General features: G+C 63.6%; 11 protein-coding genes. 3 read left to right on the forward strand and 8 right to left on the reverse strand.

Annotated elements, in window-relative coordinates; genetic code table 11:
• Nucleotides 1-73: 73 nt before the first annotated feature.
• Nucleotides 74-2287 carry a histidine kinase N-terminal 7TM domain-containing protein gene (locus tag FR699_RS05445; RefSeq protein WP_158854596.1) on the reverse strand — a complete coding sequence of 738 codons (2214 nt, stop codon included), beginning with the start codon at nucleotides 2285-2287 and terminating at the stop codon, nucleotides 74-76.
• A 135-nt stretch (nucleotides 2288-2422) separates the two neighbouring features.
• Between FR699_RS05445 and FR699_RS05450 the strand changes: the two genes are divergently transcribed.
• Nucleotides 2423-3301, forward strand: coding sequence for a homoserine kinase (locus tag FR699_RS05450; RefSeq protein ID WP_154551403.1), 879 nt, complete (start codon nucleotides 2423-2425; stop codon nucleotides 3299-3301).
• 15 nt (nucleotides 3302-3316) lie between these two features.
• Here FR699_RS05450 and FR699_RS05455 read toward each other — a convergent pair whose 3' ends face one another.
• Nucleotides 3317-4546, reverse strand: coding sequence for a mechanosensitive ion channel family protein (locus tag FR699_RS05455; RefSeq protein ID WP_158854598.1), 1230 nt, complete (start codon nucleotides 4544-4546; stop codon nucleotides 3317-3319).
• Between the two features lie 221 nt (nucleotides 4547-4767).
• On the opposite strand from FR699_RS05455, the gene FR699_RS05460 reads away from it, so the two are divergent.
• A complete protein-coding gene (locus tag FR699_RS05460) occupies nucleotides 4768-6528 on the forward strand; it encodes a hypothetical protein (RefSeq protein WP_158854600.1) in 1761 nt (586 codons plus the stop codon).
• Between the two features lie 67 nt (nucleotides 6529-6595).
• On the opposite strand, the gene pdxS is transcribed toward FR699_RS05460, so the two are convergent.
• The 3 genes from pdxS to FR699_RS05475 form a co-directional block, all read right to left on the reverse strand.
• On the reverse strand, nucleotides 6596-7501 hold the full coding sequence (pdxS, locus tag FR699_RS05465; protein WP_154551400.1) for a pyridoxal 5'-phosphate synthase lyase subunit PdxS: 906 nt from the start codon (nucleotides 7499-7501) through the stop codon (nucleotides 6596-6598).
• Nucleotides 7502-7577: 76 nt separating this feature from the next.
• The gene (locus FR699_RS05470; protein WP_154551399.1) at nucleotides 7578-7787 is read right to left on the reverse strand and encodes a helix-turn-helix transcriptional regulator; all 210 of its coding nucleotides are present in this window, start codon (nucleotides 7785-7787) and stop codon (nucleotides 7578-7580) included.
• Nucleotides 7788-7799: 12 nt separating this feature from the next.
• A complete protein-coding gene (locus FR699_RS05475) occupies nucleotides 7800-8363 on the reverse strand; it encodes a hypothetical protein (RefSeq protein ID WP_154551398.1) in 564 nt (187 codons plus the stop codon).
• 97 nt (nucleotides 8364-8460) lie between these two features.
• Here FR699_RS05475 and FR699_RS05480 point away from each other — a divergent pair, with 97 nt between their 5' ends.
• Nucleotides 8461-9702 (forward strand): tripartite tricarboxylate transporter permease, encoded by a 1242-nt coding sequence (locus tag FR699_RS05480; RefSeq protein ID WP_154551397.1) that lies wholly within the window; start codon nucleotides 8461-8463, stop codon nucleotides 9700-9702.
• 23 nt (nucleotides 9703-9725) lie between these two features.
• Here the strand turns inward: FR699_RS05480 and corA are convergent, their stop codons facing one another.
• The 3 genes from corA to cysS are packed head-to-tail and all read right to left on the reverse strand — an operon-like array spanning nucleotide 9726 to nucleotide 12409.
• Nucleotides 9726-10703, reverse strand: coding sequence for a magnesium/cobalt transporter CorA (corA, locus tag FR699_RS05485; protein WP_158854603.1), 978 nt, complete (start codon nucleotides 10701-10703; stop codon nucleotides 9726-9728).
• Nucleotides 10700-10861, reverse strand: coding sequence for a hypothetical protein (locus tag FR699_RS13120; RefSeq protein ID WP_195837620.1), 162 nt, complete (start codon nucleotides 10859-10861; stop codon nucleotides 10700-10702). Before FR699_RS13120 ends, corA begins: the two co-directional genes overlap by 4 nt.
• A 57-nt stretch (nucleotides 10862-10918) precedes the next feature.
• Nucleotides 10919-12409 (reverse strand): cysteine--tRNA ligase, encoded by a 1491-nt coding sequence (gene cysS, locus FR699_RS05490; RefSeq protein WP_154551395.1) that lies wholly within the window; start codon nucleotides 12407-12409, stop codon nucleotides 10919-10921.
• Nucleotides 12410-12489: the final 80 nt, after the last annotated feature.

A 12489-nucleotide genomic window follows, 5' to 3' on the forward strand; every position in this document is an offset into this window, starting at 1 on the left:
GGCTTGTGCTGGTTGGTGAATAGGCCTTTCCCTGTTGGCTTGTCCCGGAATGGGACGAAGCCACTTGCCCACGCTACTCGGCTGCTGAGAACGCCTGCTCTGTGTCGCCTCGCTGAAATTCGAGGACGGCGATCGCACCCCGCGGATCGTTGTCTTCGAACCAGACGTCCCCGCCGTATAGATCCATCATGATGGCGACGAAGTACAGTCCGAACCCGTGGGCCGTGTCGCTGATACCGACGTTGCGCTCGAACAGCGATTCCTTGAGGTGGTCTGAGACCCCGGGGCCGTTATCAGCGATATGGACCTGGACCCACTCGCCGACGTCCTGAACCGTGATCTCGATACGAGTCGTCTCACGGTCGTTGTGCTCGATAGCATTGCGGACGACGCTTTCGAAGACGTCCGCCAGGAGGTCGTTTGCCAGGACCGTCGTTTCGTCCGCGATGTCGGTCTCGATGGAAACGTCGTGCTGGTCGGACACGTCTCCGAGGCCTGTCGTGAGCGTGCCTTCGAGCGGGACTGGCCAGAGCCGCTCGTCAGTCTCGTCGGTCAGTGTATCCGTGATCGACCGGATCGTTTCAGTTAGGGTCGCTAGTTCGCTCGACCGCTCTTGGATCCGCGTGAGATGGCGCTGGCCGTCACTGTCGGTGTCGACGAATCGCGCCAACAGATCGGCGTTGCTGTCGATGACTTGCATACCGTTGCGGATGTTGTGTCGGAGGACACCGTTGAGAAAGTCGAGTTGCTCGGTTCGCTGGCGGACGATCCGTCGATTCTCCCGCAGTTCTTCCTCCCGAGAGACCCGTTCGATCGCCGTCGCTGTCGCGCCCGCCAGGATGTTTGCAAACTGTCGATCCTCGGCGGAGTATTCCTCGGCTGACCCCGAGCCGACGAGCAGGAGGCCGGCCTCATCAAGCGGAATGACGAGCAATAGCCCCGAGCCGTCAACACAGTCGCTGATCGGAGACCAGGTTGCCCCGTCGGTTTCGATCACTCCCGGCTGTGCATGCTCGTATGCGTCCCACAACGCCCCGTCTTCGGGCGTTACGTCCGGCGGACGCCCGTCGATAATCGACGCCATTTCCGTCGACAGCGCTGCCGGGCGCAGGCGATCGTCCTCGGCCAGCAATACCGCCGCGATCTCCTGGTCGAGGACGCCCTCGACGAACGAGACCGCGATTTCGGCGACCTGATCGTCGATGCGGGCCTGGATGAACTGCTCGGTCGTCGCCTGCAAGGCCTCGACCCGATCGAGTCGCCGTTGCTGGACGGTTACGTCCCGAAGCAAGAGCAGTCGTCCACGAACGCGGCCGGCCCGGTCAGTGATGGTCCGCGTCTGTGGTCGAAAGACAGCGTAGGAACTGTCGCTGCCTGCAGCCCCGAGATCCGAGACGAGCCGATCCGTGCCGAGTCGATCGCGCAATTCCGGGGCGACATCCGCCAGCGCTCGCCCGCAAAGCGCCTCGACACCGAACGCGGCGACAGCCGCCTGGTTGTGATCGACGATCCGATCGTCGGTATCGAGGACGAGCACCGGATCCGGTAGCTCTTCGACGAGAGCGTCACTGGCCAGCGGTGCCACGGTCAGGAAGTCGTACTCGAACAGCGCCCACCCGACGAAAGCACCGGCCAACGCGAACGCCAGCGGCGTCATATCCACGCCAGGATGGGGCGAAAATCCGAGTACGTCCACACCGTTGGCGATCAGTGGGAAGAGACTCGCCCCGACGATCGTCGCCGTCTGCCGACGATATACGCGTCGCGAGCGGACAGAGAATTCGACGAGGCGGTAGTACCCAAAGACGAGCAGCAAGTAGGCAACGGTGGTAAACAACCAGAACGGCGCTCCCCGCGGCCTGACGGGGGCCACGATGCCGTTCACCGTCTGAAACGTCACGGTGACGTCAGCCAGCGAGTGGAGGGGAGCGGTAACCAAGACGATCGAATAGACAAGCGGTGCGACCAGGAGTGCAGCGAGGATCCGTGGCCGATCCCACTGGTCGTACCCGGTATACGCCAGGGCAAACAGCACCCAAAGGGGTGCAACGTGTGAATCAGCGATCGTCGAGACGACAGTCGACACAGTGGCGACCGTCGGGTTCGTGGTGAGCAACGCGACGGTATCGGCAACTGCCCAGACGCAGACGACAGTCGCGAGTCCACCGAACGGGATGGCTTCGGGGACGTCACGGTGACGCCAGGCGTAGACGGCGAGCCAGCCGGTCACGACCCCGGCAGCGAGATTCCCGGCCACGAAGACGAGACGTGCGAGGTCTAACTCCATTGAGCGCCAGGTTGGCGATTGCGGGGATGGAGGCTTATCAGTTGTGCGTTCGATTAGCCAACCGACAGGTTGAGCCACCCGAGGGAGCCTCGACAGTTCGCTACCTTTTTCCCAGCAGTCCGGCAACAGCGAGGCATGTTGACGGCGCGGGCGCCAGCCACGAGCGCGAACCTCGGGAGCGGCTTTGACGTCTTCGGGATCGCACTTGCCGCCCCGGCTGACGTCGTTCGCGTCGAACGCGCCACAGAGACGACGATCGACGTGACCGGTGCCGGGAGCCAGTATATCCCGGAAGACCCAGAGAAAAACACCGTCGGTGCCGTCGTCGACGCACTGGACGCGCCCGCACGCATCGAGATCGACAAGGGGATTCGCCCGGCCTCCGGACTCGGGTCTTCGGCCGCCAGTGCGGCCGCAGCAGCAGTCGCACTCAACGAACTCTACGATCGAGGGAAAACCCGTAAGGAACTGGTCCCGATCGCTGCCAAAGGAGAGGCAGTCGTCTCGGGAGACGCCCACGACGATAACGTCGCGCCAGCGATCCTCGGTGGCTTCACGATCGCTACACCGGACGGTGTCACGCAGATCGACGCGAACGTCTCCCTGGTCGCCTGTTTGCCCGAAATCGTCGTGTCGACGCGTGATGCACGGCGTGTCGTCCCGACGGAGACGTCCGTCGACCAGTTGGTCGAGACGGTCGGGAACGCTGCAACGCTGACAGCAGGCATGGCGCGTGACGACCCGGTTTTGATCGGCCGAGGGATGGAAGACAGTGTTGTCACGCCGGCCCGGGCGAAATTGATCGATGGGTACGACGCTGTCCGAGAACACGCGCTGGCGGCAGGTGCAACTGGCGTGACGATCAGCGGTGCCGGTCCGGCTGTCCTCGCGGTCTGTCGGGACCGCGATCAACGGGCCGTCGCGACCGCGATGCTCGATGGGTTCGACGACGCTGGGGTCGATGCGCGAACCTATCAGACCCAGATCGGTAATGGAGCCCAGCTATACAGGTGACCGTACCCCGATCGATCAGGTCCGGCCGTCACCGCTGGCTGACTCGTGAGTAGACCGACTACTGCTCTCTGGCGATCCGGCCGCCGCGTCCCGAACGGTGAATCCACCGGATTCGGCTCGCCCGGTGAGTTCACGCTGTGGGAACGGGATCTTGATATCTTCGCGTTCGAAGGCCGATTTGACCGACGTCACGACATTCTCGACTGCGTTCCACTTCCGTGGCGGTGTGGGATGATCGATCCAGAACCGCATCTCCATGACGATCGCCGAATCGCCAAACGCCTTTGGTACGATTTGGGGCGGGGGTGCGTCGGCGATCACGTCGATAGTTTTGATCGTCTCCAGGGCCACTTCTTTTGCACGTTCGGGATTGGACTCGTAGTCGATCCCGACGTCGACGCGTAGCCGAAGAAGGCCACGTTCACTCCGATTGACGATTGCCTTATCGCTGACGCGATCGTTGGGGATGACGACGACCTCACCGTCGAAGTTTTCGAGTCGCGTGTTGACGATCGTAATATCCGTCACGACGCCTTCCTCCTCACCGATCTGGACCCAATCGCCGATGGTAAACGGGCGAGAGAACATCAACACGAACCCGGCGATGATCGAGCCCAGCGTCTGGCGGGCCGCGAACCCGACGACGATCCCGAGGAACCCGGCGCCGACGAGCAGTCCCTGGAGGTTGATGTTCCAGATCGTCAGTCCGAGCAAGCCAGCGACCACGAGGATCGTGAGTTGGCCCATCCTGACGACGATTTCCTGTTGGTGGTCGGTCATCCAGTCGGCTTGTTGGCTGATTCGATCGATGGCCTGCTCTAGCTGGTCGATAGCGATGTAGGCCCCAATCGCCAGCCCGATCGTCAACAGCAACTGCGTGAGCATCGGGATCGAGTCTTTGAGGAGCACGAGCAGGTCCCAAGCTTCCGTCATGCCGCCCCAGACAACCAGCAGTGCTACACCAGCGCCAAAGAGGATGACAGACTGCAGCCCACGCACCAGGAGGGACGGCGCCGTCGTCGGGACGTACTGATCTAGCACGTTCGCACCCGCCACAATCCTGCCGCCGACAAATCGGTCAGTGAACAGCGACCAGACGCGGCGAATGACACGCGGGACGATGACTACCGTGAGTAGAATCGCAACGAGCAGAACGATCGCCGACCACGCCAGCTTCGCTTCGGTACTCGTCAACGCAGAGAGAAAGTCACGGGCTTGCGTCACGACGGACGCGACGGATTCCATGTGCTACATCCCGGGACGAACAGACTTGACGATTGCCCTCGTGGACGACCGACTGGACGAGGAGACAGACCGACCGAAATACGCGGTTTCGACCAGAAGAGCCACCGCTTGGCGGTCACTACCTGGCGAACCTGGCTACCGCTGGCCAGACACGATTGCCGTCCCAGCAACCCACTCGCCCAACACGCATCTTTATAAATTCGGTGGGTCATGTCAGGAACATGTATTGCCACGAGTGTGGGGACGAAGTCCCCGAGTCGGCCGGGATTTGTCCGTCGTGTGGGGCGACGTTGACAGTCGAGCCCACGGCCGAGAGCGAACCGAACGAGCGAACAGCTCCGGACGAACCCGACCAGGAAAGTGAACCTCCAGACCAACCCCCAGCCGGACACCATCCGTCGCCCGAGACAGACACGGAGCCCGAGACTGCCGACGAACCAGCGGCCCAGCAGCCGTCCGACCCGGCTGGCGGAAAACAGCGATCACCGGGCACACCCGGGCAGAGAGAGCCAGGAGATCCAGCGGGCCAGCCATCTGGAGGCGCGCCACGGCAACAGCCTGCTCGACCGGGACAGAGCGGGCCACCACCGCACGAAGCAGGCACAGAGCCCACACAGGGCCAACCGCCCGGCACACAGCACCCGCAGGGTGGCGGCCCCCAACAGGGCCGGGGACAACCCCCACGAGGCGGACAACCCCAGGGTGGGCAGCCACAACGGGGCGGACAGCCACCGCAAGGTGGCCAACAGCAGTCACCGACCCAACCGGTCCAGGGACGGCCGGGCGGCCAGGCCGGTCGCCCTGGACAGCCAGCCCCAGCAGGTGGTCCGGGCGGCGGCTACGGCGGTGGCTTCGATCTCGACCGACTCCGGGCAACGCTACCGCTGGTGTCTGGTGGGATCGCCGGGGCCGTCGTCGGAGCAGTCATGTTCGTGCTCGGGATCGGTATTACCCTGGCCTATCCGGATGGACTGTCGACGTTCTTCGATTCGACGCTCGGAAGTGGAGCGGCAACGGCACTCGACCTACACTTTGGGACGCCCCAACACATCGTGCCAGGCTTGTTCGGGAACTTCGAGACGTTCCAGGCGGGCGAAGCAACGTTCGGGTTCCTGTACCTGCTTGCGCCGCTGTTGCTCTACCAGACAGCGAAACTCATCAGTGACTCGAACCGCCCCGAGAACGCGTCTCTGACTACGGGCGTTCTCACGGGGGCGACGGTCACGCTCGGGTACTTGCCGGTCGTGCTACTGGCCGCAGTGCTCGTCCCAGCAGACCTCGGCTGGGATTTCTCGCTGGTCACGGCAGTCGTCCTCGCTGGGCTCGTGTATCCACTCGTGTTCGGTGGGCTCGGCGGGTTCGTCTCGTGGTACTTCGAGCCGAGTGAGCGCAAAGCCGGCACGTCATACGGTACGCTCGCTTTCGTTGGCGTCCTGATCGGCCTGTTCGCGACGAGCTACATCTACATGGACGTCCCCGAGTTGGTCGAAGTCGGGACGCTCGATCGGCTGCTGGCTTCGTTCGTCGTCTTTGCACAGGTTCACGGCTTCTCAGTCAACGAAGGCGTCGGCACGGCAGCGATCCCCTACCTGGTGACAGCCCTGATTATCGGGTTCGTCGGATTCGTTCGCGTCCGGCGGAGCAACTACGTTCGCTCGCTGACCGACGCCTTCGCGAAGGGGACGACGCCAGCGGTCGCGTACCTGACGCTGTTCGGGCTGTTCACCAGTCTGACGGTCGTCACAACCAGTAGCTTCGTGATCGAAGACCTGGAGCTCGGCCGCGTGTTTGTCCTCTTTGCCCGCTCGTTCAGCCAGGAGGCAGTCGCCAGTATCGGCGAGTACGTCAACCTCATGCTCGTGGGAACGATCGTCTATCCCGTCATCGTCGGCGGTGCCGGCGGCGCGCTGGCCTGGTGGCTCGAATCGCGCGACCGTGCGCCGGCCACGAACCAGCAAGCGCCACGAAACCCGCCTCAGTAACGAGTGCTGACTGGCCAAAAGTGACTGTGACGAAACCGATCAGCGAATAAATTACGGCGATCGACGTTCAGACGCCGCGACCTTGCAACTGCTCTTCTTCGGGCAGGTCCGCGTTGGCGTCACCTTTCATCCCCGAGCCGATGTTCGAGGCGATATCGGCCAGTGTCTCGGGATCGTCCCAGTTGTTGACCGCCTCGACGATCGCCTCGCCCATGGCCTGTGGGTCCTCGGCACCGAAGATCCCCGAGCCAACGAAGATACCGTCACACTCGTGGTGCATCATCAGTGCCGCGTCGGCGGGCGTGGCGATCCCCCCTGCGGCGAAGTTCACGACTGGGAGCCGCCCCATCTCAGCCGTTTCGTGGACCAGCTCGGCCGGTGCTTCGTGTTCGCGCGCCCAGGCCTCGCGTTCCTCGTGGCTCATGCCGTCCAACTGCCGGATCGCAGCCTTGATCGTCCGCTGGTGGTGGACGGCCTGATTGACGTCGCCAGTGCCGGCCTCACCTTTCGTCCGGATCATCGCCGCGCCCTCGTCGATACGCCGGAGGGCCTCGCCGAGGTTGCGCGCGCCACAGACGAACGGGCTGGTGAACTCCCGCTTTTCGATGTGGTAGGCGTCGTCGGCTGGTGTGAGGACTTCGCTCTCGTCGATCATGTCGACACCGATCGCTTCGAGGATCTCGGCCTCTTTCGTGTGGCCGATACGGGATTTTCCCATCACCGGAATCGAGACTTCCTCGATGATCTCCTCGACGTCTGCGGGGTCTGCCATCCGTGCGACGCCCCCGCGCTTGCGGATGTCCGCCGGGACCGCTTCTAGGGCCATCACGGCGACCGCGCCCGCGTCCTCGGCGATGCGGGCCTGTTCGGGGTTGACGACGTCCATGATGACGCCGCCTTTCTGCATCTTCGCGAAGCCACGCTTGACCAGATCGGTGCCGCGACGCAGGTCTTCGAGATCGGTTTCCGTCATTGGGCCTAAGTTGTCCGTGGATTCACTTAACGAGTCGCTTTCGGCCGGCACCGACCAGTGGTCGCGCGGCCGGCAGTCACGCTGTCTCGGGCGCGTCTTCGCGCCAAAACAGGTCATCAACCGTCGTGTCGAAAAAGTCTGCGAGGTCGAAAGCCAGTTCGAGACGGGGGTCGTAGCGACCCTGTTCGATCGCACCGATGGTCTGGCGTGTCACGTCGAGGGCTTTGGCGAGGTCCTCCTGGGTCAGATCGTGCTTGACCCGTCGAACTTCGATGTCGTTATCCATGCGTCCAACCCGTCAATTGTGTGTCTGCAGGTAGCGAAACGCGCCGTACCACCCGAACAGACCGATACCGGTGATCCCCGCCAGTATCGTCTCTCCCGAGAACGTGTACAGCCCGACGTCTCGTGCCCACAGTAACACTCCGCCCAACAACACGACTCCCATCAGCACCCAGAACGCGGCCTTGTACGCGAGTAGTTGTATCCGCTCGTCGGTCTGGGTGACAGTCGTCTCTCGCTCACGCTTGTGGACCCAGTAGACGACCGCTGGAATGAAAAACACCAGAAATGCTTTTCGAGCGAGGTCGCCCGAGCCGAGAACTGGCGTGATCGCGACTGATCCCACGCCAACGCCCAGAAACGTCGCCACGAGCGCTAGCGTCCGTCGTCGCGAGACCGTGCCCGTCCGCAAGCGGAAGGCAGCCGCTCCCGCCAGGCCGATGAAAGCACCACCCACGAGCGTCAAGCCGACTCCCGGCAGATAGCTGAGGCTCGATTCCAGTACCAGCGCGTACCCGGCCCCAAACGCCAGTATCCCGACGGCGAACAAACCGATCGATACCCACATATTGCGGTTCATATGTTACATTTGTTTACCGTGATGTTAATGTAACTTTCCATCATGTCGGCCAGGTGCTCCCGCGTCTTTATCCGTGAGTGGGCGACCAACGGGTCCCGTGCTCGACCTCGGCGTCAGAGTCGCGTTCGCCCCAGAGGCAACCGCAGTCGCCGTCGCAGCTATCGCCGGTGGAATCTGTCTGGGGACGATCAGCGGGCTGACGCCGGGGCTGCACGCGAACAACTTCGCCTTGCTGCTCGCCGCGGTCGCACCCAGCGTCCCCGCCCCGCCACGCCTGGTCGGAGCGGCGATGCTCGCCGCTGGCGTCGTCCACACCTTCCTCGATTTCGTCCCCGCGCTGGCCCTTGGCGTCCCCGATCCAGCGATGGCCGCCAGCGCACTCCCGAGCCACCGGCTGGTACTGGCCGGCCGCGGGCGTGAAGCGCTCCGGCTGTCGGCACTGGGCAGTGGCCTGGCCGTCGTCTTTGCACTGCCACTCGCTGTCCCGGTGACCCTCGCAATGCTTCGGATCTATCCCACACTCGCGGCCCATCTGCCGGTCGTCCTGACGGCGATCGCCGCGGGGGTGATCGCTACGGAGCCGACAGCCCACGCCAGGCGGGCCGCGCTACTCTCGTTCACCGCAAGTGCCGTCCTGGGCGTTCTGACTCTGGACGTCCCCGCCGAGGGGATACTGCCGATCGGGAGTATGCTCGCGCCGCTGTTTGCCGGGCTGTTCGGTGCGCCGGTATTGCTCGACGCCATGCGCGGGGCGGGGATCCCACCCCAGGACGACCCGACAGTCCGGACGACACAGCGCTCGATAGGCGGGCTCGCCTTCCTCGGGACGGTCTCGGGCGCGATCGTGGGTTACCTGCCTGGCGTCTCCAGTGCCGTCGCAGCCACGCTCGCTCTGGTGAGTACACCAACGAACCAGGGCACTCGTGGGTTCGTCGTCACGACCAGCGGCGTGAACACGTCGAATACGCTGTTTGCCCTGTGTGCGTTGATCGCGTTTGGCAATCCCCGGACTGGTGTCTTGGTCGCGCTCGATCGATCCGGTGCCCCCCTCTCGTGGCCGCTCCTGCTGGCTGCCGTGTTGATCGCGGCAGCGATCGGGTTCGTGCTCGTGGTCGTCGTGGGGGACTGGTATCTCCGGACCGTCCGGAGACTCGACCACGCCCGGCTCTCGATTGCCGTCCTCGGCGCGTTGGTCGTGCTCTGTGCGCTGTTTGCCGGCCCGGTCGGGGTCGCCGTCTTCATCGTGAGTACCGTGGTCGGACTGATTCCGGCGCGTCTGGGTGCCCGACGCGTCTCGCTGATGGGCGTGTTGCTCGGTCCACTCATCCTCGGCGTCTGACCGCGAGCGAGCCACAGTCCCGCTCAGAGGTAGGACTGTCGCCGAAAGTACACCACCATCAGACCTGCGACGATCGCCATACCGATCAAAACGGCCGGGTACCCAAAGCGCCAGGACAGTTCGGGCATGTTGTACGGACCACCCGAGAAGTTCATGCCGTAGACGCCGACGACAAAGGTGAGCGGAATGAAAATCGTAGCCACGACCGTCAACACCTTCATGACCTCGTTGGTGGACTGAGAGAGGGCGTTCAGGTAGATATCTCGTGTGCCGACGATCAGGTCGCGATACGTTTCGATGAGATCGACCAACTGAATCAGGTGGTCGTAGACGTCTCGATAGTACTTCTCGGAGTCCGCTCTGATCCCGTGTGCGTCACCACGAGCGAGAACGGCCAGTGTTTCCCGGACCGGCCAGACGACTTTCCGAAAGGAGAGGAGTTCACGCCTGACGCTGTTTATGTCTTCGAGGAGCCCAACGTCCGGCGACTCGACGACCTCGTCCTCGATGCTCTCGATCTGCGTTTCGAGGTGATCGAGGATCTCGAAGTATTCGTCGACAATTGCGTCGAAGACGCGGTAGGCAGTGAAGTCAGGCCCACGTTCGAGCAATCGCTCGTCGCCCCGACGAACGGATGTCTGAACACGACCGATCACGTCGGCACTGCCGGTCGAGACGGTCACCAGCCAGTCGTCGCCGATGAAGATACCGACCGGTTCGTCGTCGATTTCTTCTTCGAACGTTGTCTCCCCACGAGTCAGGCGGGCCGTCTTGACCAGCGCAAAGGTATGGGTGTCGAACTCCTCTGCCTTCGCACGAACGTTGTTCTGGACGTCCTCGACCGCCAGCGCGTGGAGAGAAAAGGCCTCGGCGACGGTATCGATCTCGGCGGTCGTCGCCTCGCTGACGTGGACCCAGGTGGTGCCTGCTGCCGCCCGCGCGGCGTCGAGATCCGCGTGGGCCTCGACCCCAGTGCCGTCGTAGACGAGCGTGTCGATCACGGCGCACCCCCCGTGGCACGACCGATCGCCAACAACGTCACCCCGCCTATCACGCTCGTCCCCGAGAGCTCACGACCGGGATGGGTCACGAACAGCCCCGCCAGAGACGCACCGATCCCGAGCGCAGAGCGGACACTTCCGACGATCAGCAGACGCATACCCGCTTCTCGGCAGGCTGCTAAAAAAGCGTTCGCCCGCGGCGATAGCAACTCGCCTCAGGGCAATCGGTACGTCGGCCCGTCGTCGCTATCCTGGACTTCGACGCCCAGGGCAGCGAGTTCGTCCCGAAGGTCGTCGGCACGTTCGTAGTTGCCGGCTTCGCGTTCGGCTTCGCGGACGTCCAATACGAGTTCAACGAGGTCCTCGGCCAGTCGAACGTCGCCGCCGTCGCCACCTGTCTCGCCAAGCGGCAATCCGAGCACCTCGACCCCGAACGCTTCGTAGGTCTCGATCGCCCGCCGGAGTCCACGGTAGTCGGCAACCTCTCGCTCGTCGACGTGGCGGTTGACCGCGTTGGTCAGTTCCTCTAGGGCGGCCAGCGCCTCACGGGTGTTGAAGTCGTCGTTCATCGCCTCGGGGACCGCCTCGCGGGTATCCTCGATGGCTTCCCGCAGAGCATCGGCTTCGACTTTCGTCCCCGCGTCGACGCTGTCTGCCGCCTTGAGGGCCCGCTCGTAGCCGCGCTTGAGGCGCTCGAATCGATCCTCTGCCTCCGTGAGGGTCTTGTCGCTGTAGGTCGCCCGAGAGTGATAGGCCGTCGACAACAGGAAGGTTCGCACGACGCCGGGGCCGTACGCCGCGATGGCTTCCTCGACGGTCGCGAAGTTACCCAGCGAGGAAGACATCTTCTCCGCTTTCGTTTCCAGCAGGCCGACGTGCAGCCAGTAATTGGCGAAGGGCTGGCCAGTCGCGGCCTCGCTCTGGGCGACCTCGTTTTCGTGGTGGGGAAAGACGAGATCCTGGCCGCCGACGTGGATGTCGAGGGTCTCGTCGAGATGGGTCATACTCATCGCCGAGCACTCGACGTGCCAGCCTGGCCGCCCCTCGCCCCACGGTGAGTCCCACGTCTGGGCCGTCTGGCAGGCATCGTCGGCGGAAGCAGCCTCGGGGTGTTGGTGCTCCTCGATGTCCTCGGGAGCGACGCCGTCGGCCTTCCAGAGTGCGAAGTCCTGGGGATGGCGTTTCTCGCCACGCTCTTCGGGATCACCCTGGGCGTCAAGTTCCTCGACAGTCTGGTTCGAGAGGGTGCCGTAGTCCTCGAATTCAGTCACGTCGAAGTACACTGAACCGTTGGTCTCGTAGGCGTAGCCCCGGTCGATCAACGTCTCGACGAGGTCGATGATCTCGGGGACGTGTTCGGAGACACGGGGATAGACATCGGCCCGCTTGAGGTTGAGCGACCGCATGTCCCGGATGACGTCCTGGATGTAGGTACGAGCGACGTCAGCTTCGCTCTCACCGGCTTCGCCGACGCGGGCGACGATCTTCTCGTTGACATCCGTGAAGTTCTCGACGTGGCGAACCTCGTAGCCGAGCCACTCCAGCCAGCGGTGCATGACGTCGACGTGAACCCACCCGCGGGCGTGGCCGAGATGGGGCGGGTCAGAGGTCGTCAAGCCACAGTAATACAGCAGTACCGAGTCGGAATCGCGTGGCTCGAAGGCCTCTTTCTCCCCGGAAAGCGTGTTCGTCACGCGAAGGGTCATTGGCTGAAGGTTCGGCGGCGGGCGTTTCAATCCGTCGGATCGAGAGACCCGACACTGCAGTGGCGAGAGCGGACCGCCTC

This window comes from Halorhabdus sp. CUG00001, assembly GCF_009797925.1.
Lineage (GTDB): Archaea > Halobacteriota > Halobacteria > Halobacteriales > Haloarculaceae > Halorhabdus.